The organism is Sphingomonas sp. A2-49 (assembly GCF_025548555.1).
Taxonomy (GTDB): Bacteria; Pseudomonadota; Alphaproteobacteria; order Sphingomonadales; family Sphingomonadaceae; genus Sphingomonas.
Map to the genome: position 1 here is coordinate 1 of NZ_JAJLPA010000021.1, position 26434 is coordinate 26434.

Consider the following 26434-nt stretch of genomic DNA (forward strand, 5'->3'; position numbering starts at 1 on the left):
CGCCACCGCAGGGAACCCAGACCCAACCCGATCCGCAGGCGATCGCCGACGCCGTGGGCAAGGCGGCCGAGGCGATGCTGGGTCGGCTGTTCGGGGGCAAAAAGACACCCTGAACGAACGGGTTAACAGACCAGACCTTTTGTGTCCGAATTGCAACGGAACGTTACGGAATGTGGCCGCGAACGCTGCGGACCACTTTACAGCCCCCGGTCCTTGATCCACCCAGTGCTCTTCAAATGTCATGGCATTTGAAGAACGTAAGCGGCGCCGGGCGGCGACCGTGCAAGGGGGACGTACATAGTGACCAGGATTTCTCGCTGCGGCCGCAAGGCCGCATTGCTCGCTGCTGCCACGCCGCTGGCCATCGCGCTCGTCGCGGCTCCTGCTTGGGCGCAGACCGCACCGACGCCGCAGACGCCCGGCCAGGTCGAGGTGGATCGGCAGAAGGCCGCGCCGACCACGCCCGACGCGCAGTCGACGCAGGGCGACAGCGACATCGTCGTCACCGGATCGCTGTTCCGGCGTACCGACACCGAGACGCCGTCGCCGGTCACGATCCTGACCGCCGACAGCATCGCCAAGGCCGGCATCACCACCGCCACCGACGCGATCCGCTCGATTTCCGCCGACGGCGCGGGCTCGATCGGCACCGGCTTCCAGTCGGGCTTCAGCGCGGGCGGTTCGGCCGTGTCGCTCCGCGGCCTCGGCGTGTCGTCAACGCTCGTCCTCGTCGACGGGCTGCGGTCCGCGAACTTCCCGATCAGCGACGATGGCCACAATTCCTACGTCGATCTCAATTCGATCCCGTTCAGCCTGATCGACCGTATCGAAGTGCTGAAGGACGGCGCATCGTCGACCTATGGCGCGGACGCGATCGGCGGCGTGGTCAACCTGATCCTCAAGAAGCATGTGACCGGGCTGACCGGCACGGTCGAGGCCGGGCTGGCCGAAAAGGGCGACGGCGCGCGCCAGCGGGCCAACCTGACGCTCGGTTACGGCGATTATGAGGACAAGGGCTTCAACGTCTACGTCAACGGCGAATACCAGCGCGACGGCCGCATCTCCAATCACAGCCGCGGCTTTCCCTACAACACCCAGGACCTGACCCGCATCGGCGGCAACGACCTCAACACCGCCGACCAGAACCTGACGACCGCCACGCCGAGCGCGGTGGTCGTGCGGGTGCGCCAGACCGATCTCAACAACCCGCTGGCGGGTTCGACGACGGCGCTGAGCACGCAGTTCCAGACGCTGAACCTGGGCACCTGCAACAACGGCACCTACACCCAGACCAGCAGCGCGGTGAACGGCGTCGGTTGCCGCTACGACCTGGTCGACCGCTATCGCCAGTTGCAGCCGCTCCAGGAGCGCTATTCGGTCAACGGCCGGATCAGCGTCCGCCTCAGCGATGCGATCGAGGGCTATGTCACCGGCAGCTACAGCCGCAGCGACGTCAGCATCAAGGGCACGCCGTCGGCGATACGCGCCACCCAGCCGTTCGGCGGCGCACCCAGCACCGCGTCGAGCAATCCCGGCGTCGTGCTGCCGGTGTACATCTGCACGTCGGGCATCAATTGTTCGGTCGCGGGCACCGCGGGGCGCCAGCTCAATCCGAACAACCCCTATGCGGCGGCATTCGCCAACGACCCCAACAATGGCGCGGCGCGCATCTATTACCTGTTCGGCGACATCCCCGTCGGCAGCGACCGCAAGAACGAGGTGTATCGCGGCACCGCCGGCCTCGACGGCAACTTCGGCGACGACTGGAACTGGCGCGTCCAGGGCGTCTATGCCCGCGACGAGCTGGAGATCACGCAGCACGGCCTTATCAACATCGCCGCGCTCCGCAACGCGATCAACACCGGCAGCTACAATTTCGTCAATCCGTCGCTGAACAGCCAGGCGGTGCGCGATACGCTGTCGCCCGACAAGACGACGCCGTCGCACTCGACCATGGCCTCGCTCGACGCCTCGCTCAGCAAGGCGCTGTTCGCGTTGCCGGGCGGCCCGTTGCAGGTCGCGGTCGGCGGCCAGGTCCGCCGCGAGACGCTGGAGAACAACAACCAGAACGCGGCGCTCGACACCTATGGCCTCACGACCTCGTCGTCGTTCGGCAAGCACACGGTGTCGGCGGCCTATTTCGAGATCGACGCACCGATCCTGACGATGCTCGATGTCAACGCCTCGGGCCGGTACGACCATTATTCGGAAGGGTTCGGCCGCTTCTCGCCCAAGGTCGGCGTCAAGTTCACGCCGTTCAAGCAGCTGGCGATCCGCGGCACCTATTCGCAGGGCTTCCGCGCACCGACCTTCGCCGAGAGCGGCGCGCGCAGCCAATATGCGGGCTTCGTCACCTACACGCCGCCCTGCGCGACCTTCGGCGTCGCCCATGGCGCGACGATCGGCGCCAACGGCGCGTGCAACGTCAACGGCAATCCGTACAGCCAGGCCTATTCGCTCGGCCGCGGCGTCGCTGGCAACCCGGACCTGAAGCCGGAAACGTCGCGCAGCTTCACCGCCGGCCTGATCGTCCAGCCGGTCAAGTGGTTCAGCTTCACCGCCGACTATTACAACGTCAAGAAGTCCAACCTGATCGTTGCCGGTCCGCAGATCGGCGCCGCACAGGCTGCCTATTACGGTGCCAACAACCTGGCTGCGGCGCAGGCGGCCGTGGCCAACGTCGGTCCGGGCTATTCGGTCAATCTGGTCGATGCGCCGGATCCACTGTTCCCGAACGCTTTGCCGCGCGTGCTCATCATCAACGTGCCGTTCGTCAACGCCGACTATTCGATCACCTCGGGCATCGATCTGGCGGCGACCGCGAACGTGCCGCTCGGCGAGGACGCGACCTTCACCAGCCGCGTCGAGGTCACGCACCTGTTCAAGTACGACCTGCACGCCAGCGGCGGCGTGCAGAAATATGCGGGGACGATGGGCCCGTACGACCTGTCGTCGGGCAACGGCACGCCCGACTGGCGCGGCAACTGGCAGAACACGCTCCAGGTCGGCGCCTATTCGCTGACGGCGACGACCTATTTCGTCGACAAGATCAAGGCCGTCGCGACCGATCAGGGCAGCCTGTCCACCGCTTGCACCGCGGCGCTGTACAAGGCGACCACGGACACGACCGGCGGCGACCGCTTCTGCTACGTCAAGAAGTTCATCAACGTCGACCTGAACGGGTCGGTGAAGGTCAACGACGACTTCACGTTCTTCGTCAACGTCGGCAACGTGTTCAACGCCCACGCACCGGTCGCGCCCGCGGCCTATGCGAGCGCGCCGAACTTCCTGACCACCTGGCATTACGCCGGTCTGGTCGGCCGCACGTTCCGCGCCGGGGCAAGCTTCGGCTTCTGATCGAACGCGCAAGGGCGATCGACGACGGGAGGGTCCCCACCGGGGCCCTCCCTTTTTTTGTCCGTGCTTGGAAAGCCGGTCCATGGCGTGCTGTAGTGTTGCTGCGATGCAACAGGATCGAAGCGGATCAAGACAGCGCAGTAGTGCTGCCTTTTTTAGCCGTCACGCACATGCAACGTCTCGTCCGCGAAGGACGGCCAGAACGGTCGCCGACGACAAGGGGCATACACCATGGCGAATTCGCTATCGCGGCACGCGTTGCTGGCGTCGACGTTGCTAATCAGTGCGGGCGTGCTGGCCGGACAGGCCGCGGCTCAGGTGACGACGCCGGCGGAGGCATCGCCCGAGGTAGCGCAGGAGCGGCAGGACGGCGATCCCGACATCGTCATCACGGGGTCGCGTATCGGTCGTCCGGATCTGGAGACGGCGAGCCCGGTCGCGGTGATCGGTCCGCAGGAAATTACGTTCCGTCAGCCGGCGACCGCCGAGGAATTGCTGCGCGATCTGCCCGCTGTCCGTCCGTCGCTCGGGCCGGGCGTCAACAACGGGTCCGATGGTTCGTCGACGATCAACCTGCGCGGCATCGGCGACAACCGTACGCTGGTCCTTCTGGATGGCCGCCGGATCGTACCGTTCGGCCTCGATGGGCTGACCGACACCAACGTGATTCCGGTCGCGCTGACCCAGCGGGTGGAGATCGTCACCGGTGGCGCATCCACCGTCTATGGCGCCGATGCGGTCGCGGGCGTGGTCAACTTCATCACGCGCAAGGACTTTTCCGGTCTGGAAGCGTCGGGCCAGTATCGCATTTCGGAGCGGGGCGACGCCGCTCGCTTCAATGGCGCATTGACGCTGGGCGGCAACTTTGCGGATGGTCGCGGCAACGCGGTGGTCAGCGTCGGCTATACCGAGGCGAACCCGCTGCTCCACACGCAACGGTCGATCAGCGCCTTCCCGATCAGTTCGACGACCGGGCTGTTTTCGGGCGCGACCGCGGCGCAGGTAACGATCTTCGCCTCGCCGACCAATGCGCAGCTCGGTCTGCCGGCGAGCGCGTTCGGTGCGGTCGTCAATCCCACGACGGGTCGTCTGCAGGCGGCGACCGCCGCCGACACCTACAACACCAACAGCGGGACCTATTTCCAGACGCCGCTCAATCGCCTGAGCGCCTATGCGGCGGGGCATTACGAGCTGACCGACGGTATCGAGGCCTATGCCTCCGCCTTCTTCGTCCGCAACGAGGTGCGGTTGCAGCTGGCGCCGTCGGGCACGTTCGGCAACATCTACCAGCTGGCGCTCAACAATCCCTATCTGACCGACGGCATCCGCAGCCAGCTTTGCACCGCACGGTCGATCAGCGCCGCCGCGTGCGCCACCGCGGCCGCTGTGCAGGGTGGGCCCGGCACCGCGGGCTATATCGAGACGCCTGTGATCGCGCAGCGCCGCTTCACCGAATACGGCCCGCGCGGCAATCCGATCGAGAGCCGCGTCTTCCAGATACAGGGCGGTATCCGCGGTACGGTGACGAAGGGCATCAACTTCGACCTGTCGGGCCAATATGGCGAGACCACGCAGAATCAGGTCCGCGAGAATTGGGGATCGTTCAGCAAGGTACAGCAGGCGCTGCGCGCCTATCGCACCACGGGGGGGCAGATCCGCTGCGCCGACACGTCGAACAACTGCGTGCCGCTCAACCTGTTCGGCCCCAACGGGTCGATCACCGCCGACCAGCTGGCGTTCATCGATCTCGATGCGCTCATCAACCGCAAGACGAAGCTGTCTGTCGTCACGGGCAACGTGGGCGGCGATCTGTTCGGCCTCACGTCGCCGTTCGCGAGCAAGTCGGTCGGCTTCTCGATCGGCGGGGAATGGCGCAACATCTCGGCTGCGAGCCAGCCAGACGCGCCGTCGCAGATCCAGGGTGAGGTGCTCGGCACCGGCGCGCGCACCCCGCCCGACCGTGGGCGCTACAACGTCAAGGAAGTGTTCGGCGAGCTAATCGTGCCGCTGGTCGAGAACAAGCCGTTCTTCTACAACCTTCAGGCAGAAGGCGGCATTCGCTACTCCGACTATTCGACGACCGGCGGCAGCACGACGTGGAAGGCCGGTGGCGAGTGGGCGCCGATCGAAGGCTTCAAGTTCCGCGGCATGTATCAGCGCGCCGTTCGTTCGCCGAACGTGCAGGAACTGTTCCAGTCGGCGGTGCAGGGGCTCGGCAACCTGGCGGTCGATCCATGCCAGTCGAACCAGCTCGCCAGCGCCTCTGCCAATGCCGGCCTCGCCGCGCTGTGCGTCGCGACCGGTGCCCCGGCGAACACGATCGGTCAGATCCCGGCTCCGACTTCGGGTCAGATCAACGTTACCACGCAGGGCAATCCGAACCTCCAGGTCGAGCGTGCGCAGACCTACACGCTCGGCGGAGTGATCCAGCCGACGTTCCTGACCGGCTTCGCGCTGACGGTCGATTACTTCAACATCGTCGTGAAGAACGCGATCACCCAGCCTGCGCAGGCGGACATCCTCAACGGCTGCTATTCGTCGTCGTTGAACCCGACGTTCGCCAACAACGCGTTCTGCGCACTGATCCAGCGCAACCCGCTGACGGGCAGCCTCAACGGCGCGGGGGAGACGCCGGGCGTCATTACCGGCTTCTCGAACCTGGGACGGATCGAGACCGCGGGCATCGACTTCGGGTTGACGCAGTCGACGCGCCTGTCGGATCTCGGCATCAATGTGCCCGGCACGCTGGCGCTCGGGTTCAACGCGACCTGGCTCGACTATTATCACTTCCAGGCGACGCCAAATGCGATCAACCGCGATTGCACCGGCTATTACAGTGCGACGGGCTGCACCAACCCGCGCGCCGAATGGAAGTGGAACGGTCGCGTCACCTACAGCAGCGAGGTGTTCGACGTTTCGCTGCTCTGGACGCACATCAGCCCCGTCTCGCTCGAACCGTTCCTCGCGACCCGTCTTGCCGGCAACACGCCGCAGCCGGGCGGTCCGAACCCGACGACGGTGCTCGCGGCCTATCGCAACATACCCGCGTACAATTACTTCGACCTCGCGTTCAGCGTGCGGCCGACGAAGGAACTGGAACTCAGCCTCACCGTCGACAATCTGTTCGACAAGGCACCGCCGCTGGTCGGATCGGGCGTGGGCGGGACCGCGTTCAACAGCGGCAACACCTTCCCGACGCTGTATGATCCGATCGGCCGGGCGTTCACGATCGGCGCGCGCATGCGGTTCTGATCGACCGACAGCGCGATGGGGGGGCGACGATTTCCGGGGGGAAGTCGTCGCCCTCTTCGGTTCGGGCCGGAAAGGCCCGTCGTGACCTGGCCTTGCCAGCCCGCTGGACCGGAATGCCGCGGCTTGGCATAGCGTGCGCGAGCGGTCGAGGAGGGGCATGATGGCACGGCACAGGCGGAGCATCCGGACATATGGAGCAGGACTCCTCGCGAGCGGCCTGCTGGCGGGTGTGGTTCATGCCGATGCGGTCCCGGCCGATCGCACCGCGGCGACACTGGCCGCACAGGCCATGGCCGCGCAGCAGGCGGGCGATCCCGGGGCGGGGGCGCCGGTGCAATATGACGTCGCCTTTCCCAACGCCGTCCATCACGAGGCGCAGGTGACCGCGACGTTCCGCGGCGTGCCGGCGGGGCCGCTGCGGGTGCAGATGGCGCGGTCGTCGCCGGGGCGCTATGCCATCCACGAATTCGCGAAGAACGTCTATGCCGTGTCGGCGAAGGACGGCGCGGGGCGGCCGCTGACGCTCGACCGCAGCGATCCTTATGGCTGGACGGTCGCGCCAGGGCATGACGGCACGGTCGTCGTCACCTACACGCTGTACGGCGACTGGGGCGACGGCACCTATGCGCAGATCGACGCGACGCATGCGCATCTCAACATGCCCGCCACCTTCCTGTGGGCGCGCGGATGGGACGACAAGCCGATCCGGGTCCGCTTCCGGCCGTTCGACCCCAAATGGCGGATCGCGACGCAGCTGCCCGCGGCGAAGGGCACGAACACCTTCTGGGCCCCCAACCTCCAGTATTTCATGGACAGCCCGACCGAGATCAGCGACTTCGCGCTGCGCGAATGGCCGGTCACCGACGCGCTCGGCAAACGCTATCTGGTGCGCCTTGCGCTCCACCACACCGGCAGCGAGGCGGACGTCGACGCCTATGTCGCGAAGGTCCGGCGCGTGATCGCGCAGCATTATGCGCTGTTCGGGCAGGCGCCGCGCTACGACTATGGCACCTATACCTTCATCGCCGACTATATGCCCCAGATCGCGGGTGACGGCATGGAGCATCGCAATTCGACGATCATCACCGACCGGCGCGGGCTGGCGGAGGCCAATTTCGCACAGATCAATACGCTGAGTCACGAATTCGTCCACAGCTGGAACGTCGAGCGGCTGCGCCCGGCCGAGCTGGAACCGTTCGACTTCACCCGCGCCAATCCGACGCCGAGCCTGTGGTTCGCCGAAGGCTTCACCCAATATTACGGCCCGCTGATGATCCGGCGGGCGGGCGAGAGCAGCGTCGACGATTTCCTGAAAGGGCTGGGCGCGACGCTGAACGGCGTCGTCAACGGCGCGGGCCGGCGCTACGGCGGGCCGGAGGAGATGAGCCTGCGCGCGCCGTTCGTCGATGCGGCGAAGGCGATCGATCCGGTCAACCCGAGCATCTTCGTCTCCTATTACCCCTATGGCGCGATCGTCGCGCTGGCGCTCGATTTGCAGCTGCGCCAGCGCTATCCGGGGGTGTCGCTCGACGAGTACATGCGGCACCTGTGGACGACGCGCGGCGATGGCGAGCGCCCCTATACCCCCGCCGATCTGGAACGGGCGCTGGCCGAGACGACGCACGATCCCGCCTTTGCCAAGACCTTCTTCGACGGCAGCGTGCATGCCGGCGGGTTGCCCGATTACGCGCCCTTGCTGGCGCAGGCGGGGCTGACGCTGCGGCCCGCCGATGCAGTGCGCGGCTGGCTCGGGCTGGGGCTGGGGTTCGACGGCGCCAGCGGCACCGTGACGGTAAGCGACCCGCCATCGCCCGCGGCGCCGGCCTATGCCGCGGGGATCGAGCGGGGCGACACGATCCTGGCGCTGGACGGAGCGCCGGTGACCGACGTCGCGGCGGCGCAGGCGATGCTGGCGAACCGCAAGCCGGGCGATCGCGTGGCGATCCGCTGGCAGCAACGCGGCATCCGACGCGACGCGACGCTGCGCTTCGCCGCCGACCCGCGGCTGGAGATCGTGCGCAGCGAGACGCTGGGCACTGCCGTGACCCCGGCGCAGATGGCGTTCCGGACCGCGTGGCTGGGCAGGTGATCGCCCGGCCCGCAGTGGCGGGCGCGGGCGGTCAGTGCGCGGACGCGCCCTCCGCGCCGATGCCGGTTTCGGCGCGGATGCGCTGGGCGGCGTAGCCCGCATGGTCGACCGCCGCGCGCGGGCTGCGATCGAGCACCGACACGAGCCAGATCGTCGCGAAGGCGAGCGGCATCGAGACGATCGCGGGCGACGAATAGGGGAAGATCGCGGCCGGGTGGCCGAGGATCGTCACCCAGACCGCGGGCGACAGGATGGTCAGCACCACCGCCGACACCAGCCCCAGCGTCCCGCCGGCGACGACGCCGCGCGTGGTGCACCCCTTCCACAGCAGCGACAGGATCAGCACCGGGAAATTGCCCGACGCCGCGATCGCGAAGGCGAGGCTGACCATGAAGGCGACGTTCTGTTTCTCGAACACGATGCCGAGCAGGATCGCCGCCGCCGCCAGCACCAGCACCGTGCGCCGCGAAACGCGCAGTTCGGCGGCGCTGTCCGCCCGTCCCTTGCGCACCACGGTGGCGTAGAGATCGTGGCTGACCGCCGACGCCCCTGACAGCGTCAGCCCGGCGACGACCGCCAGGATCGTCGCGAAGGCGACCGCCGAGATGAAGCCCAGGAACAGGTTGCCGCCGACCGCATGCGCGAGGTGGATCGCCGCCATGTTGCCGCCGCCGATCAGTCCGCCCGCGCCGTCGGCGTAGCCGGGGTCGGTCGCGACCAGCACGATCGCGCCGAAGCCGATGATGAAGGTGAGGAGGTAGAAATAGCCGATCCACCCCGTCGCCCACAGCACCGACGTCCGCGCCGCCTTGGCATCCGGCACGGTGAAGAATCGCATCAGGATGTGCGGCAGGCCCGCGGTGCCGAACATCAATGCGAGGCCGAACGAGATCGCCGAGACGGGATCCTTGATGAAATTGCCCGGCCCCATGATCGACGCGCCGCGGGCGGCGGCCTCCGGCGGGGCGAGGCCGGTGGCGGCGGCGAGACCCGTCTTCACCTGTACCGCGCGGGCGAACAGCGCCTCGGGCGAGAAGCCGAATTGCGCCAGCACCATCAGCGCCATGAAGGTGGCGCTGCCGAGCAGCAGCACCGCCTTGATGATCTGGACCCAGGTGGTCGCGGTCATGCCCCCGAACAGGACGTAGAGCGTCATCAGCACGCCGACGATGCCGACGGCATATTCGTAGCGCAGCCCGAACAGCAGCTTGATGAGCTGGCCCGCGCCGACCATCTGCGCGATCAGGTAGAACAGCACCACGACGAGCGTGCTGATCGCCGCGAAGGTCCGCACCGGCGTTTGCGCGAAGCGGAACGAGGCGACGTCGGCGAAGGTGAACTTGCCGAGGTTGCGCAGCCTTTCGGCCATCAGGAACAGGATGATCGGCCAGCCGACGAGGAAGCCGATCGAATAGATCAGCCCGTCATAGCCGTCGTTGAAGATCTGTGCCGAGATACCGAGGAAGCTGGCCGCGGACATATAGTCGCCCGCGATCGCGAGGCCGTTCTGGAACCCGGTGATCCCGCCGCCCGCGGTGTAGAAGTCGGCGACGGTGCGCGTGCGCCGCGCCGCCCAGCGGGTGATGCCGAGCGTCAGCAGCGCGAACGCCGCGAACATCGCGATCGCGGTCCAGTTGGTCGGTTGCTGTCGCGTCTCGTCGGTGAGTGCATCGGCGAGGGCGGGCGTCGCGACCAGCATCGCGGCGAGCCCGATCGGCCAGCGCGTCATGGCTCCGGTCACGGCCGATGATCCGCGACGATCGCGGCGAGCGCGGCGTCATAGTCGCGATTGGCGCGCGCGACGTAGAGGCCGGTCAGCAGCACCGCGAGGAGGATCAGCGCGAAGCCGATGACGATGCCGAGCGAGGTGACCCCGCCCGCGACGATCGGCTGCGCCAGGAACGCCTTGTCGAACGCGATCAGCAGGATGAAGCCGAAATAGGCGGCGAACATGATTCCGGACAGCAGCCAGCCGAACCGGCCGCGCGTATGGAGCAGCTGGCGATAGCGGGGATCGTCCGCGATCCGCGTGAGGTGCTCGTCGGTCATCCACCCTCCCGGTGCGATCCGGTGATCCGGGTCGATAGCGGTATCATGCCGCAAGCCGGGCGGGACGCAACGGTCAAATCGTCGCCGGTCGCGCCGGCACCCGGCGGGGCGTGACGAAAATGTCATGGCGCCGCCATCGGCCGGACAGCGCCAAGGGGGCATGAGGCGGCATGGCCGTCGGTTCCCCTCGCGCGTCGCGGCGACGTATCGGCTGGGCCGCCGGTGCCGTGGCGGGCGTGCTGGTCGTGCTGGCGGGGATCGCGGCGGCGGCGGGCTTCTTCGATCGCGATCCGGTGCGGCTGTTCGTCGCGGCGGGCGCACGGCGACCGGTCGGCGTGCTCTATGTGTCCGGCGACATGGGGCTGCGCTTCGGACCCGCCCCCTATACCGCACAGCATCTGGCGGAGCACGGGATCACCGTCGTCGGGATCAACGCGCCGACGGCATTCCGCGCGCGCCAGACCCGGGCCGGGATCGACCGGATCATCGCCGACGGCGTCCGCCGCGCGCTTGCGGTCACCGGCGCGCGCCGGCTGGTGCTGATCGGCCAGTCCTATGGCGCGGATGTGTTGCAGACCGGACTGGTCGCGCTGCCCGCCGCGCTGCGCGCCCATGTCGCGGGCGTGGTGCTGGTCGTGCCCGGAGAAGCGGTGTTCTTTCGCGCCGACCCGACCGGCATCGCCTATCGCGCGCGGCCCGACAGCTGGGGCGCGCAGACGCTCAACCGCCTGACCTGGACGCCGGTGACCTGTATCTATGGCGCGACCGAGGCGGACAGCGTCTGCCCAGACGTGCATTTGACCAACGCACGGCTGATCGCGATGCCGGGCGGCCATTTCCTGAAAAGCGACCGAATCGGCTTGTTCGCGCATGTGCTGGATGCGATCCGGCGCGCGGCACCCGAGGCGTTCGCACGCTGACCGAAAACAGGGCCGCACGAGCGGCCGCACCACGACGGGGGAGTGACGATGAAGACCGGACTTGCGACGATCGCGGCAGTGACGATGACGCTGATCGGTGCGGGGGTGCCGGCGGCGGGCGCGGGCACCGCCGCGCTGCCGTCCGACGCGCCGATCGGGCGCTGGACCAACCCCAAGGGGACGCTGGCGGTCGAAACCGGTCCCTGTGTTCGGGGCGGGCTGTGCGGGCAGATCGTGTGGGCGAGCGAACGCGCGCAGGCGGAGGCGCGGCAGGCGGGGATCGCCGACCTGATCGGCACGCAATTGCTCCAGGACTATCGCCGCGTCGGGACGGGCAGCTGGACCGGCCGGGTCTATGTGCCGGACATGGGGCGCAGCTTTTCCTCGCGGATCCGCCAGACCTCGGCGGCGACGCTGAGCATTTCGGGCTGCCTGGTCGACGGCTTGCTGTGCAAATCGCAGGTCTGGCACCGGGTGGCGTGATGACCGGGCGCCTGGATGCGGGGATCGCGCTGGTCGCGCGCCACCGCCCCACCCTGACCGTCGCCGGGGTGCTGCTGGTCGCCGCGATCGGGTTCGAGGCGCTGCGGCTGGTCCTGCGCGAGGGGCATCTGAGCGACGTGCGCACCGCGCTGCATGCGATGCCGCCGGCACGGATCGCGGCGGCGCTGGGCCTGACCACCGCCAGCTATCTGTTGCTGACCGGGCTCGACTGGGTCGCGTTGCGGACGGTCGGCCATCCGCTGCCGTGGCGGGTGGCCGCCGCGGGATCGTTCACCAGTTACACCCTCAGCCACAATCTGGGCCTGTCGCTGCTGACCGGGGGATCGGCGCGGCTGCGCCTGTACGGCGCGGCGGGTCTGGCGTTCGGCGAGATCGCGCAGGTGGCGGCGATCTGCGGCATCGCCTTCTGGGCCGGCGTCGCCGGCGTCAGCGGCATCGGGCTCGCGGCCAGCGGGGGCATGGTGCTGGGACCGGTGACGCTGGGCGCGTCCGCCGCCTATGCGCTCGGCGCCGTGCTGGTTGCGCTGCTCGCCGCGCTGCCGATCGTGCGTGCGAGCGGACGCGATACGCTGGGGTTCGGGCGGCTGCGCATCGCGCTCCCCAGCCTGCGACAGATGGGCGCGCTCGGCGCGCTGTCGCTCGCCGACCTGACGGTCGCGTCGGCGGCGCTGTTCGTCCTCACCCCCGAAGGATCGTTCGCGGCGTTCCCCGCCTTCGTCGTCGCCTATGCGGTGGCGGTGGTCGTCGCGCTGCTGCTGCACGTTCCGGGCGGGCTGGGCGTGTTCGAGACGGTGGTGCTGGCGACCGTCCCCGGCGACCGGCCGGCGCTGTTCGCGGCGCTGCTGCTGTACCGGCTGATCTATTATCTGTTGCCGCTGCTGGTCGCGGCGATCGGCATCGCCGCCGCGGAAGGGTGGCGGTTGCGGCACCCGATCCGGCGCGGTTTGTCCTACGTCGATCGGGCCGGCCAGTGGCTCGCGCCGGGGGCGGTGACGGTGCTGGTCTTCGTCGCCGGCTTCGTGCTGCTGGTGTCGGGCGCGCTGCCCGGGGTGAAGGGCCGGCTGAGCGACCTCCAGGACCTCGTGCCGCTGCCCTTCATCGAAGGGTCGCACATGGCGGGCAGCCTGATCGGCACCGCGATGCTGCTGGTCGCGCCGGCACTGACCGCGCGGCTGCGCTCGGGCTGGGCAGCGGCGCGCATCCTGCTCGTCGGCGGCGCCGTGTTCTCGCTGCTGAAGGGCCTCGACTACGAAGAGGCGCTGCTCCAGCTGCTCGTCGCCGCGGTGCTGCAATATTGCCGCGCGAGCTTCTATCGCGAAGGCGGCATCCTCACCGACCGGCCGCGCTGGCCGTGGCTGGTCGCGGCGGCGGCGGCGCTGGCGCTCAGCATCTGGGCGGGCTTCTTTTCCTACAAGCGCACGCCCTACAGCGACGATTTGTGGTGGCGGTTCGCGCTCGACGGCAACGCACCGCGCTTCCTGCGCGCCAGCTTCGCCGCGGGCGTGCTGCTGACCGCCGCGTCGGCATGGCAGCTGCTGACCGCCAGCCGCACCCGCTCGCTGCCCGACGCGCTGCCGCCGGAAGCGGTGATCGCCGGGGCGATGCGGCACGCACCGCGCACCGATGCCGCGCTGGCGTGGACCGGGGACAAGAGCTTCGTCGTGTCGGCGGCGGGCGATGCCTTCCTGATGTACCGGGTGCAGGGGCGCAGCTGGGTGGTGATGGGCGATCCCGTCGGCCCGGTGGCGGCATGGGGCGAACTGGTGTGGAGCATCCGGCGCGCCTGCGACGCGCGCGCCGGCCGCCTGTGCTTCTACCAGGCGAGCGAGCGGATGCTGCCGCTGTTCGTCGAACTGGGGTTGCAGGCGATCAAATACGGCGAGGAGGCGCAGGTGGCGCTTGGGCGCTTCTCGATGGCGGGGCCGCGCGCCAAGTCGCTGCGCCACGCGGTGCGGCGGACCGAGGCGGCGGGCGCCAGCTTCGCGGTCGAGCCGGCGAGCGTCGTGCCGGGCCTGATCGCCGATCTCGCCGCGGTGTCCGACGCATGGCTCGCGGACAAGGCGGGGCGCGAGAAGCGCTTCAGCCTGGGCGCGTTCGATCCCGCCTATCTCGCCCGCTTCCCGGTCGCGCTGGTGCGGGTCGAGGGGCGGATCGTCGCCTTCGCCAACATCTGGATATCGGGCGATGGCGAGGAAGCGTCCGTCGACCTGATGCGGCATCGCCCCGACGCGCCCTATGGCACGATGGAGATGATGATGGTGCGGCTGATCGAATGGGCGCGCGCCGAGGGGTATGAGCGGTTCAACCTGGGCATGGCGCCGCTGTCCGGGATGCCGAGCGGGCGGCTCGCGCCGCTGTGGGCGCGGTTGGGGCATGCGATGTTCGCCAATGGCGAGCGGATCTATGCCTTCGCCGGCCTGCGCGCGTTCAAGGCGAAGTTCGGTCCCGAATGGGTGTCGCGCTACATCGCCACGCCGGCCGGCGCCGCGATGCCGCGGACGCTGATCGACCTTGCGCGGCTGGTGAGCGCCTGACCGCTGCGATAGGGTCGCGGGCATGACCGACGATCGCCAACCCTGTCGCACCGCCCTGTTCATGCCTGCGTCCAATCCGCGGGCGCTGGCCAAGGCGCGGGACCTTGCCTGCGATGCGGTGATCCTCGACCTCGAGGATGCGGTGGCGCCCGCGGCGAAGGCAGAGGCGCGGGCGGCGGCACTGGCCGCGGCCGCGGCGGGGTTCGGTGCGCGCCGCTGCGCGATCCGGATCAACGCGCTCGATACGCCATGGGGGCGCGAGGACGCGGCCGCGCTGGCGCGCGCGCCCGGCATCGCCGCGGTGGTGGTGCCCAAGGTGGCGGCGGCGGAGGATGTCCACGCGGTGCGCGGGCTGCTCGGCGCCGACGGGCCGCCGCTGTGGGCGATGATCGAGACGTGCGGGGCGATCCTGCGCCTTCCGGAGATCGTCGGGGCCGGTGCGGGATTGCGGCTGCTGATCGCGGGCACCAACGACCTCGCCAAGGACATGCGCTGCCGTCCGGACGCCGATCGGGCGCCGCTGGTGCCGGCGCTGGCGCAGATCGTGATCGCGGCGCGCGCGGCGGGGCTGGTGGCGCTCGACGGGGTGCTCAACGCGATCGGCGACGATGCGCGGCTGGCCGCGGAATGCGCGCAGGGGGCGGCGCTGGGCTTCGACGGCAAGACGCTGATCCACCCCGGCCAGATCGCCGCCGCGAACGCCGCATTCGGGCCTTCGGAGGCGCAGCTGGCGTGGGCGAACGCGGTCGTGGCGGCATTCGCCGATCCGGCGGCGGCGGACAGGGGCGCGATCCGGCTGGACGGCGCGATGGTCGAACGGCTGCATCTGGCCGAAGCGCAGCGGCTGCTGGCGCTGCGCTGACGCGACGCGCCTATCCCTTCAGGATCGCGGCGATCCGGTCGGCGATGACGTCCATCGCGAACGGCTTGGTGACCAGCGCCATGTTGGGGGCGAGCGGACCGTTGCCGATCACCGCATTCTCCGCATAGCCGGTGATGAACAGCACCTTCAGCTGCGGCAGCAGCGCGAGGGCGGCGTCGGCGACCTGGCGCCCGTTCATCTGGCCCGGCAATCCGACGTCGGTGACGAGCAGGTCGACGTGCGCGCCGGTGCCGAGCAGGCGCATCGCGCTCGCGCCATCGCCCGCCTCCAGGACGGTATGGCCCATCTCTTCGAGGATCTCGACGACCAGCATGCGGATCGTCGGCTCGTCGTCGACGACCATGATCGAACTGCGCCCGTCCGCGGTGGTGGGCGGGACCGCGAAGGGCGGTGTCGCCTCCTCCTCCGCGTCGCCGTAATGGCGGGGCAGATAGATGCACATCGTCGTGCCCTGACCCAGTTCCGAATAGATCCGCACCTGTCCGCCCGACTGGCGCGCGAAGCCGTAGATCATCGACAGGCCGAGGCCGGTGCCTTCGCCCATCGGCTTGGTGGTGTAGAAGGGGTCGAAGGCGCGGGCCTGCACCTCGGGCGTCATGCCGGTGCCCGTGTCGCTGACGCAGATCGACAGGTACTGGCCGGGTTCCAGGTCGCGTTCCCGGGCGGCGCGCGCGTCGAGCCAGCGGTTGGCGGTCTCGATCGTCACCCGGCCGCCGTCGGGCATCGCATCGCGCGCGTTGATGCACAGGTTGAGCAGCGCGTTCTCGAGCTGGTTCGGATCGACCATCGCCGGCCACAGGCCGCCCGCCCCGACCACCTCGATCGCGACACCAGGCCCGACGGTGCGCTGGATGAGGTCGCGCAGGCCATCGATCAGGCGGTTGATGTCGGTCGGCTTGGGATCGAGCGTCTGGCGGCGGGAAAAGGCGAGCAGCCGGTGGGTCAGCCCCGCCGCGCGCCGCGCCGCGCCGAGCGCGGCGGTCGCATAGCGTTCCAGTTCGCCGACGCGGCCCTGGCGGATGCGCACCTGCATCATCTCGATCGCACCCGAAATACCGGTCAGCATATTGTTGAAGTCATGCGCCAGGCCGCCGGTCAGCTGGCCGACCGCCTCCATCTTCTGTGCCTGGCGCAGGTGCGATTCGGCGACCATCAGCGCCCGCGTCCGTTCCTCGACCTGTTGTTCCAGGCTTGCGGTCAGCGCGGCGAGTTCGCGTTCGACCCGCCGCCGCTCGACGGCGTCGCGGACACGTTCGGCGATATCGCGGACGAAGGCGATCTCCTCCGCCAACCACGCCCGCGGCGTCGCGTTGTTGAGATAGAGCAGCGCGACGAAGCCGCCCTGTTCGTGCACCGGCATGTTGATGAACGACAGCGCCGCGAGCGATTTCAGGCCCTCCGCGGTGTCGCGCGTGCGGGGGTCGTCGTAGACGTTGCCGATCGCCACCGTATCGCCCCGCTTCAGGTCCTCGATATACGAGCCGTAATCGCGGAAATGCAGCGTCGATGGCAACGGTGCGATCCCGGGCGCACACCACGGACGTTCGGTGACGATCGTCTCCGCCTCGCGGTCGATCGTGCCATAGCCGCAGCGGCTGACGTCGAGCATGCGGCCGAGGATCTCGACCGCGGCATGGGCGACGTCGGCGGGTTCGCCGGGTTCGCGGAGCGCGTCGTTGAGCTGCACCAGCGCCTTGAGCCGCAATTCGGCGGATTTGCGCGCGTCGATGTCGAAGCTGACGCCGGGAAAGCGCAACGCCCGGCCGTCGGCGTCATAGGTCGCCCGGCCGCGCGCGGCGACCCAGCGGGCGCGGCCGTCGGGTTGCATCAGCCGGTAGTCGCTCTCGAACGGCTCGCCACTCGCCAGTGCCGCGGCGACCTCCGCCTGCACGCGGGGGGCGTCGGCAGGGTGCATGGCGGCGAAGAATTGCGCGATCGCCGCCCCCTCCCGCGCCAGCACCGGATCGACGCCATAGAGGCGCGCGAAGTCCGGATCGGCGGTGACGCGATCGGCGACCACGTCCCAGTCCCATCGGCCGACGCTGACGGCGCCGGCGGTGTGCAACACTTCATCGGCCATCGTCGGCAAAGGTCCCTTTCCGGATGTCGGAGGGTCGATCGATACGCCCTCGGCCGTTGTGGAATGGCAGGTCAACGTTCCGCACGGCGGAGCGATCCTGTCGACGGGACGAAGCGAGCGGCATGCTCACCGCCCGGTCGCGTCGATATCCGCCCGGCTCCAGCCGCCGCCCATCGCCTGATAGAGCGCGACATAGGCGTTGATCCGGTCGGCGCGCGCCTGCACCAGCGCCAGCTCCGCCGTCAGCAGGCCGCGCTGCGCGTCGAGCTGTTCGATGTACGAGGTATAGCCCGCCCGGTAGCGGTTGCTGGCGTTGCGCAGCGCCGCGGCGAGCGCGTCGACCTGCAACCCCAGCGCCACCGCCTGCTCGCCCGACCGGCTTACGCCGGCAAGCGCGTTGTCGACCTCCTGGAACGCGGTCAGCGCAGAGCGGCGATAGGCGAAGGCGGCCTGGTCGCGGCGCGCGACCGCGACGTCGTTTTGCGCCCGCAGGCGTCCGCCGTCGAAGATCGGCGAGAGGATGCTCGCGCCGATCGAGAACACGCCGATCGGGTTGGCCAGCGCGGTCGACAGCACGACGCCGGCCGATCCGGTCAGCGCGACGTTGGGCAGCATCGCGGCGCGCGCGCTGTCGAGGGTGCGGTCGGCCGCGACCAGCGTCTGTTCCGCCTGGAACAGGTCGGGGCGGCGGCGCAGCAGGTCGGCGGGCAAACCGTCGGGGATCGCCGGCGCGAGCAGGCGGTCGAGCGGCTGCCCGCGCGGAATCGGTCCGGGATTGGTGCCGAGCAACAGGCTGAGCGCGTTTTCCTGTCGTGATATGGCGAGTTGCGCGGCGGGCACGAGCTGCTGCGTGGCGCGATATTCCGCCTCCGCCTGATGCAATTCGAGGTTGGAGGTATAGCCGGCCTCCGCCCGGCGCCGGGCGATCCGCAGCGCCTCGGTCCGCGCGGTGAGCGTCGCCTTCGCGACCGCGAGCCGCTGGTCGAGCGCGCGCAGCGTGACATAGCCGCTCGCGACCCCACTGGCGATCGCGAGCCGGACGGTGTCGCGCGCGCCCTCGCTGGCGAGCAATTGCGCCTGCGCCGCGCGGCTGGCGAAGCGCAGCCGGCCGAACAGGTCGAGGTCGTAGCTGGCGGTGATCGCGGGCTGGGCGCCGAACGCGTCGCTGGGCGTGCCGAACGGGCTGACCGTCTGGCCGGTGGTGCCGGGCAGGCTGCCGCCGAGCGTCGGCGTGCGCTGCGCGGCGGCGAGGCGCGCGGCGGCGCGCGCCTCGTCGATCCGCGCGGCGGCGGCGGCGAGGTCGACGTTGCCGGCCAGCGCGCGGGCGACGAGTGCGCTCAGGACGGGATCGCCGAACGCGCCCCACCAGTCGGCACGGACCGGCTCGCCCGTGCCGAGCGCCGTCCGCCACGCCGGCGGCAGCACGACCGCGCTCGCCGTCGGCGCCTGCGGCCGGGGGCCGATGCACCCGGCAAGGGCGAGGGACAGCAGGGTCGTGCACGCAAAGCCGCGAAGACGCGAGGCGTGGGTGCGGCGAGATGGCGCACGATCCCCCCCCCTCGTTCCGCCACCACGGCCGTGTTCCGGCGTCCACCGTGCGGCAGAGCGGCGGGCATGATGGAGCGGCAACCATGTGTCGACATGCGCGCCCGTGTGACGTCCAACCCCGTCGGCCGGATCATGCAGCATCGCGATGACGCCTTCGACGGAGTCGGCCGCCGCCACGGCGTCGCGGTCCTCGTGTCGGTCGAGGCGACCGGGACGATGGCCGACGCCCTCGCCGGCGAGACGCGGATCAGCGGCTGGTGGCGCGACTGGACGACGAACCTGATCGCGCGGGGTAATCCCGGCTGGCGGAATCTGACTGTGGGGTTCGGGTTGCCGCCGCTCGCCCGACCGCGCGCCGAGCCCTTGCGGATCGGTGGAACCCGGGACGCGTCCGAGGTGACGGGTGCAACGACGATGCATCACTGCACCACCGGCCCGCTGCTGGTGTCAACGCGGGCCTGTACCGACATGCCCGGACGCAGCCGCTGTGCCAGCGGCTGGCCGGGGTCGACGCGGATGCGCACCGCGATCCGTTGCGGGACCTTGGTGAAATTGCCGGTCGCATTGTCCGACTTCAGCACCGCGAATTCGGATCCGGCGGCGGGCGAGACGCGCTCGATATGGCCGTAGAGCCGCGCATTGGCCAAGGCATCGACGGTGAAGCTCGCCGGCTGGCCGATCGCCATGCGCGCGATCTGCGCCTCCTTGAAATTGGCGATCACCCAGGTTTCGGGCGGCACCAGGAACATCAGCTGCGAACCCGCGACGACATACTGGCCGACGCGCACGCCGACCTCGCTCAGCCGGCCGCTTTCGGGCGCGCGGATGATCGTGTTGGCAAGGTCGATCTGCGCGAGGCGCCGCGCCGCCTCCGCGCCCGAGACGCCGGCACGCTGCCCGCCGCGGCCGACCTGCACGGTCCGGATGTCCTGTTGTGCGATCTCGCGCGCGGCGCGCGCCTGCTGCACCGCGGCCTGCGCCTGGCGCAGCGCCGCGAGCGTCTGGTCGCGTTCGCGTAAGGAGACCGACCCGTCGGTGACGAGGTCGTTGACGCGGTTCATGTCCGCCTGCGCGCGCATCAGCTGCGCCTCCGCATTCGCTACCGCGGCGGTCTGCGCGGCGAGGCTGGCGGTGCGGCTGCGTTCGGACTGGACCGCGTTGGCGAGCGTCGCCTCCTGCGCCGACACCTGCGCCGCCGCCTGGTCGACGCGCTGGCGATAGATGCGGTCGTCGATCCGGACGAGCGGATCGCCCGCGTTCACGTCCATGAAATCGCGGACGAACACCTGCATGACATAGCCCGACACCTGCGGCGCGATGACGGTGGTACGGCCGCGGACATAGGCGTTGTCGGTCGATTGATACGCGGTCGCGAACGGCGGCAGCCGCCACGCGGCGAGCACCGCGAGCACGCCGCCGACGGCGAGCGCGACGATCACGACCAGCGCGGTGCGGCTGGGCGGCTGCGGTTGCCAGCCCGATCCGGCGGGAGCGACAGGCGCCGTGGCGGCGGCGGCCTGCGCCTCTTCGGTGGCGGGGACGGGGTCTACGGGGCTGCGGCTATCGGTCATGTCGGGGTCCCTGCCAGCGCGGCGCGGCGTTCGCGGCGTGCCCGGCGGATCATGAGGAACAGGAGGTAGCAGAAGGTCAGCGCCGCGAGCACCGCGATCAGCCGGAATACGTCGTCATAGGCGAGCACGTTCGCCTCGCGCGTCGTCGTCTGGGACAGGATCGCGCCGCCCTCCGCGGTGCGCAGCGCGGGATCGCCGACGACCCGCGCCACCGCCGCGCCGCCCGCCTGCAACCGCTGCGCGACGATCGGATCGGTCGGGTCTATCCCCTGCACCAGCGCGGCGCTGTTCGCCTTTTCGCGGATCGTCTGATAGCTGCCGAGCAGGGCGGTGCCGGCGAGGCCGCCGATCGAATTTATCATCCCGAACAGCGCGATGAAGCTGATGATGTGCCCCGATCCCTGTTGCAGCGCGCGGGTCATGCCGAACAACAGGGCCGGCCCCAGGAAATAGGTCGCGGCAAAGGCGATCAGCGCCTGCGTCGCGTACATCTGCGGTGCGCGGGTCAGGCTGGTGGCGTGGCTGTCGACGAAGGCGGCGATCGCGACAAGCCCGATCGCGAGCATGATCGGATGCGCCAGCCGGGTGACGTCGAGCGTCACCGCGCTCATCACCACGCCCGCGACCGATGCGGCGAAGATGATCGAGAAGAACGCGACCAGCTGGTCGTTGTTCTGGCCGAGCACGGTGAGCAGGCCGACCGCGGCATAGGTCTGTTCGGACAGGACGATGCGCGCCATGATCGTGACGATCGTGAAGCGGACGATGTCGGCGCTGCCCAGCCAGCGCGTGTTGAGCAGCGGGTTGACGCGATGGTGTTCGATGTAGAGCGCCGCGCCCAGCATCGGGATAGCGGCGATCAGCGCCCAGCCGATCCAGGCGGCGTTGGTCCACCAGACGATCCGCCCTTCGCCCAGCACCGCCGCGAACAGCGCCATCGAGCCGGCGAACAGGACGAAGGTGACGAAGTCGAGCGTCTCGAACGCCTTCGCGCGCGTCGTCGGCGGCAGGCGCAGGAAGGCGACGGCGGCGAGGCTGAGCAGCGCGAGGCCGAGCTCGAACAGGTAGAGCGTGCGCCATTGCGACATCGCCAGCAGGTCGGGCGAGAACAAGCGCGCGAGCGGCGTCGCGCATTGCGGAATGCCGATGCCCACCACCACCGCCTTCAGCCGCCATTTCAACGGCAGCGCCTGCATCATGTAATAGAGGCACAGGCTGGACACCGCGGCGCCCGCCATGCCGCTCGCCGCGCGCACCAGGATCGCGGTGTCGAAGCCGCGCACGAACAGGTGGCCGAGCGTGAACGCGGCATAGAGGCCGAGGAAGATCATCGCGAACGGCCGGAGGCCGTATTGCGAGCGGAACTTGATGAGCAACAGGTTGATGCTGACGTTGGTCATCACATAGACCGTGGGCAGCCACGCGATCTCCGCCGGGTCGAGCCCCAGCGCGCCCTGCAACGTATAGGTGTTGGCGGAGATCAGCGCGTTGCCGAACCCGCCGGTCAGCCCGAGCAGGACGGCGATGACGCCATAGGCGATGCGATGGCGCAGCGCATGCTCGACCGATCCCGGCGATCCGGGGATCGCGGGTATCTCATGGGGCAGGAAGTCCCAATGTTCCTCGGACAGGAAACGGCGCAGCCGGGCGAGCATCGCTGTCCTATAACCGCAAATCGTGGCGTCGGTCAGCCGCCGATGATGCGGCGGTAGAGCGCGATGTAGCGATCCGCCATCCGCTCGACGCTGAAGCGCGCGGCGACGGCGGCGCGGCATGCGGCGCGGTCGATCTCGGGCAGGCGCGCGACCGCGGCGATCGCCGCGTCGACGCTGTCGACCAGGAAGCCGGTGACGCCGTCCTCGATCAGCTCGGGCATCGATCCGCGGCGGATCGCGATCACCGGGGTGCCGCAGGCCATCGCCTCGATCACCGACAGGCCGAACGGCTCGTCGAAGCCGATGAGGTGCAGGAGCGCGGCGGCGCCGCCGAGCGCGCGGGTGCGCTCGTCGCCGCCGACCGCACCGGGATGGGTGATGCGGTCGCCCAGATGCGGCACCACCGCGCGGTCGTAATAGCCCTGGTCCTGAACGATGCCGTACATGGCGAGGCGGCGGCCGGTCGCCTGCGCGACCGCGATCGCCTCCGCCGCGCCCTTGTCGGGATGCATGCGGCCGAAGAACAGCAGGTCGTCGCTGCCCTGCGCATCGAAGGGGAAATCGTCGAGGACGATGCCGTGGTGGATCGTGTCGGCATAGCGCAGCCTGGGCGAACGGTCGGCGTCGCTGATCGCGACATAATGCACCCGGTCCTGATACGGCTGGTACATCGGCAGGATGCGGTCGGACGAAAAGCCGTGGATGGTGGTGACCATCGGCGTGGTCACGAGGTGCGAAAAGGCATGCGCCGGAAAATCGGCCTGATTGTGGATCAGGTCGAATTCGCCCGCACGCTCGAACAGATGGGCAAGGTGGCGGAATTCCCACACCTTGGCGTCCACGCTCGGATCTTCCGAATAGGGTGCGGGGACGACCGCGGCGAGCGTGCCGGCGGTCCTGCTGTCCTGCGTCGCGAACAGCGTGACGTCGATCCCGCGCGCGACCAGCGCCTCGGTCAACAGGCTGGTGACGAGTTCCCACGGGCCGTAATGGCGCGGCGGGGTGCGCCACGAAATGGGGGCGAGCATCGCGATCTTCATGGGGTGACGGGCGCCTGGGACGGAGGAGATGAGGTACGGGGGCGTAACGAGGGGCCCGGTGGTGATACTCCGACGTGGCGGAGTTGTTCCGGCAGAGGCGATCGCCCGACGTCCGTCGTCACCCCGGGCCGGTCCCGGGACGTCGGGTTCACGCGACCAGAACGATCACGCCCTCGTTGCCGCGCAGCACGCCGGCCTCCGCGTGTCCCGGCAGCGTACCGAGCACGATGTCTCCCGATGGCAGCACGAACCGCTGCGGCTCGGCACTGAGGTTGAGCGCCACGACGATCCGTTCGTCGCCGTGACGGCGTTCGTAGGCGAGCACGTCGCCATCCATGTCCAACAGCCGGAAATCGCCGATCGCCAGCGCCGGATGCTTGCGGCGCAGGTTGAGCAGGTCGCGGTACAGCGCCAGCATCGATCCCGCATCGGCGGTCTGCGCGGCGACGTTGCGCTGCCGCCAGTCGGGGTTGAGCGGCAGCCAGGGTTCGGCGGTGGAGAACCCCGCATGGGCGCTCCCATTCCACGGCATCGGGGTTCGCACCGGATCCCGGCCCAGGCCGAGGCCGGGCTCGCGCAGCTCGCGGGGATCCTGCACCCGGTCGGCAGGGATCGCGACGTCGGCCAGCCCGATCTCGTCGCCGTAATAGAGCGTCGGCGTGCCGCGCAGCGTCGTCAGCAGCATTGCCGCGACCCGCGCCTGCGCCTTGCCGACACGGCTCGCGATCCGCGGCCGGTCGTGGTTGCCGAGCACCCAGTTCGGCCAGCCGCCGGGCGGCAGCGCCGCTTCATAATCCGCGATCAGCGCCGCCAGATGCCGCGCGTCCCACCGCGCATCGATCAGCTGGAAGTTGAAGGGCAGGTGCACTTCGGGCGCGTCGCGCCCGTAATAGTGCATCAGCCGATCGACCGGCAGGTAGATCTCGCCGATCAGCACGCGGTTGCCGGGGTAGGAATCGGCGATCGCGCGCATCTCTGCGGCGATCGCATGCACCTCGGGCTGGTCGGTCGAATGCAGCTGCAGGACGCGGTGCATCTCGCCCATGTGCGGCGCATAGCCGGGGTTGGGCGGGTTGTCGGGAAAGTCCGCGTGCTTGACCATGTGCCACAGCACGTCGATCCGGAACCCGTCGACGCCGCGGTCGAACCAGAAGCGCAAGGCATCCATCATCGCCCGGCGCAGGTCGGGGTTGCGCCAGTTGAGGTCGGCCTGTTCCTTCAGGAAGGCGTGATAGTAATATTGGCCGGTGGCGGCGTCATATTCCCACGCCGATCCGCCGAAATCGCTGATCCAGTTGTTCGGCGGCCCGCCGTCGGGGGCTGGATCGCGCCAGATGTACCAGTCCCGCCGGGGATCGTCGCGCGACGAGCGGCTCGCACGGAACCAGGGGTGGTCGGTCGAACTGTGGTTGGGCACGAAATCGAGCAGCAGCCTGAGCCCGCGCGCATGCGCCGCGGCGAGCAGTGCGTCGAAATCCGCGAGCGTCCCGAAGCGGGGATCGATTCCGCAATAATCGGCGACGTCATAGCCGAAATCGCGCATCGGCGAGGGGAAGATGGGGGAGATCCACACCGCGTCGACGCCCAGCGCGACGAGATGGTCGAGCCGCGCCTCTATCCCCTTCAGGTCGCCGACCCCGTCGCCGTCGCTGTCCTGGAACGAGCGCGGATAGACCTGATAGATCGTGCCGGTCCGCCACCATGCGTCGGTCATGCGAAGCGCCCCTTCGCGATGCGCGTCATCCGGCAGGCGAGGTCGGCCTCGCCGCTCGCGATCAGATAGTCGTCGCCGGTGTCGACCAGCCCGGTGGAGAAGACGACCGGCGTCGGCAGGTACATCTGGTGCGCGATCGGGGCGGTGAGCGCGGGATCCGCCTCGATCAGGGGCGTGTCGTCCTCGACGCGCAGGATGTGCGCGGGGTCGTCGCGGTCGAGCAGCGCCCAGAAGCTGCGATAGATGCCGACGCTCTCGCGCGCCTCGACCCCGTGATAGATCATCAGCCAGCCGTCGGGGGTCAGGACCGGTTGCGTGCCGCCGCCGATCTTCATCGCGGATCGCGAGCCCTTGCGTGCGCGCAGGCCCGGCGCGTCGAGCGGCTTCCAGTGCAGTGCGTCGGGACTCTGCGCGAAGTTGATCGACGGCCCGCCGACCCAAGGGCTGTCCGGCGGATAGGCGAAATAGACCTCGCCCAGCGGCCGGGTCAGCGCCAGGAAACGCCCGCCGATCCGCCCTTCGAACAGGACCATGTCCTTGTTCTGATGGTCGAGGACGATCCCCTCCAGCCGGTAATGCAGTCCGTCGCGCGACGTGTGGAGCGTGGTGGAATGCCGCTCCGCCCCGACCGAGCAGGTCGTCATGTACCAGATGTCGTCGATGCGGGTGATGCGCGCATCCTCGACGCCGTAGATCTGATAGCCGGCCGCGGGTTCGATCGCCGCATCGTAATGGATCGCGACGATCCGTTCGCCCGCCGGATCCAGTTCGACCGGCAACAGCCACGACAGCGAGGTGAGCGCGAGGATGCGGTGGCGGCTGCCCTTCAGCTCGAACTGGCGCGGGTCGGTCATGTCGACATCGGCCAGCGGCCAGGCGTCGAGCACGTAGCCCGCCGGCGTCCAGCGGATCGCATGGACATGGCCATCACGCACCGGCTCCGACAGGGCTTCCGCAATGCGGACCATCAGCAGCAGGTTGCCGTTCGGCAGGCGGGTGAAACCGGGGTTGAACGCGCCGAGCACATAGGTCGGCTCGGACAGGCCGCGGCGGAGCGGCGAACGGGACAGGTCGACGTGGTCGGGCGTGAAGATCAGCGCATCGTGCATGGGGGCGTAGCGCGGAGGGTGGGGGAGTGGTTCCCGCAACCGGGACCGGAAGCGAAGGGGCTGTCACGCGGAATCGCGATCGTGGCAGCCCCTGCGTCCCCGCCTGGCCGGCCCTCCGGCATCGCGGAG

General features: G+C 69.3%; 16 protein-coding genes. 7 read left to right on the forward strand and 9 right to left on the reverse strand.

Features of this window, described 5'->3' with window-relative positions; translation table 11 throughout:
- Positions 1 to 300 precede the first annotated feature (300 nt).
- The 3 genes from LPN01_RS14750 (at position 301) to LPN01_RS14760 (ending at position 8698) form a co-directional block, all read left to right on the forward strand.
- On the forward strand, positions 301 to 3357 hold the full coding sequence (locus LPN01_RS14750) for a TonB-dependent receptor plug domain-containing protein (protein ID WP_262829179.1): 3057 nt from the start codon (positions 301 to 303) through the stop codon (positions 3355 to 3357).
- A 231-nt stretch (positions 3358 to 3588) separates the two neighbouring features.
- The gene (locus tag LPN01_RS14755) at positions 3589 to 6609 is read left to right on the forward strand and encodes a TonB-dependent receptor plug domain-containing protein (RefSeq protein WP_262829180.1); all 3021 of its coding nucleotides are present in this window, start codon (positions 3589 to 3591) and stop codon (positions 6607 to 6609) included.
- 229 nt (positions 6610 to 6838) lie between these two features.
- Positions 6839 to 8698 carry a M61 family metallopeptidase gene (locus LPN01_RS14760; protein ID WP_262829181.1) on the forward strand — a complete coding sequence of 620 codons (1860 nt, stop codon included), beginning with the start codon at positions 6839 to 6841 and terminating at the stop codon, positions 8696 to 8698.
- Positions 8699 to 8729: 31 nt separating this feature from the next.
- On the opposite strand, the gene LPN01_RS14765 is transcribed toward LPN01_RS14760, so the two are convergent.
- Together LPN01_RS14765 and LPN01_RS14770 are read right to left on the reverse strand one after the other, a co-directional pair.
- Positions 8730 to 10427, reverse strand: coding sequence for a cation acetate symporter (locus tag LPN01_RS14765; RefSeq protein WP_316748494.1), 1698 nt, complete (start codon positions 10425 to 10427; stop codon positions 8730 to 8732).
- A gap of 8 nt (positions 10428 to 10435) precedes the next feature.
- Complete coding sequence (locus LPN01_RS14770) at positions 10436 to 10747, reverse strand: DUF485 domain-containing protein (RefSeq protein ID WP_262829183.1); 312 nt, start codon at positions 10745 to 10747, stop codon at positions 10436 to 10438.
- 170 nt (positions 10748 to 10917) lie between these two features.
- Between LPN01_RS14770 and LPN01_RS14775 the strand changes: the two genes are divergently transcribed.
- The 4 genes from LPN01_RS14775 to LPN01_RS14790 are packed head-to-tail and all read left to right on the forward strand — an operon-like array spanning position 10918 to position 15567.
- On the forward strand, positions 10918 to 11667 hold the full coding sequence (locus LPN01_RS14775; protein WP_262829184.1) for a virulence factor: 750 nt from the start codon (positions 10918 to 10920) through the stop codon (positions 11665 to 11667).
- Positions 11668 to 11715: 48 nt separating this feature from the next.
- Positions 11716 to 12150 (forward strand): DUF2147 domain-containing protein, encoded by a 435-nt coding sequence (locus LPN01_RS14780; RefSeq protein ID WP_262829185.1) that lies wholly within the window; start codon positions 11716 to 11718, stop codon positions 12148 to 12150.
- On the forward strand, positions 12150 to 14705 hold the full coding sequence (gene mprF / locus LPN01_RS14785; protein WP_262829186.1) for a bifunctional lysylphosphatidylglycerol flippase/synthetase MprF: 2556 nt from the start codon (positions 12150 to 12152) through the stop codon (positions 14703 to 14705). Before LPN01_RS14780 ends, mprF begins: the two co-directional genes overlap by 1 nt.
- A 22-nt stretch (positions 14706 to 14727) precedes the next feature.
- Positions 14728 to 15567, forward strand: a complete 840-nt coding sequence (locus LPN01_RS14790; protein WP_262829187.1) for an HpcH/HpaI aldolase/citrate lyase family protein — start codon at positions 14728 to 14730, stop codon at positions 15565 to 15567.
- Between the two features lie 10 nt (positions 15568 to 15577).
- Here LPN01_RS14790 and LPN01_RS14795 read toward each other — a convergent pair whose 3' ends face one another.
- The 7 genes from LPN01_RS14795 to LPN01_RS14825 form a co-directional block, all read right to left on the reverse strand.
- Positions 15578 to 17668, reverse strand: coding sequence for an ATP-binding protein (locus LPN01_RS14795; RefSeq protein WP_262829188.1), 2091 nt, complete (start codon positions 17666 to 17668; stop codon positions 15578 to 15580).
- Between the two features lie 126 nt (positions 17669 to 17794).
- Complete coding sequence (locus LPN01_RS14800) at positions 17795 to 19159, reverse strand: efflux transporter outer membrane subunit (RefSeq protein ID WP_262829231.1); 1365 nt, start codon at positions 19157 to 19159, stop codon at positions 17795 to 17797.
- 476 nt (positions 19160 to 19635) lie between these two features.
- Positions 19636 to 20787 (reverse strand): HlyD family secretion protein, encoded by a 1152-nt coding sequence (locus LPN01_RS14805; RefSeq protein ID WP_262829189.1) that lies wholly within the window; start codon positions 20785 to 20787, stop codon positions 19636 to 19638.
- Complete coding sequence (locus LPN01_RS14810) at positions 20784 to 22442, reverse strand: MFS transporter (RefSeq protein WP_262829190.1); 1659 nt, start codon at positions 22440 to 22442, stop codon at positions 20784 to 20786. The genes LPN01_RS14805 and LPN01_RS14810 overlap by 4 nt, the downstream gene beginning before the upstream one ends.
- Positions 22443 to 22474: 32 nt before the next feature.
- Positions 22475 to 23482, reverse strand: a complete 1008-nt coding sequence (locus LPN01_RS14815; protein WP_262829191.1) for a glycosyltransferase family 4 protein — start codon at positions 23480 to 23482, stop codon at positions 22475 to 22477.
- Between the two features lie 148 nt (positions 23483 to 23630).
- Entirely contained in the window at positions 23631 to 25196 is a 1566-nt protein-coding gene (locus tag LPN01_RS14820; protein ID WP_262829192.1) for an alpha-amylase family glycosyl hydrolase, read from the reverse strand.
- Complete coding sequence (locus tag LPN01_RS14825; protein WP_262829193.1) at positions 25193 to 26305, reverse strand: glycosidase; 1113 nt, start codon at positions 26303 to 26305, stop codon at positions 25193 to 25195. The genes LPN01_RS14820 and LPN01_RS14825 overlap by 4 nt, the downstream gene beginning before the upstream one ends.
- Positions 26306 to 26434: the final 129 nt, after the last annotated feature.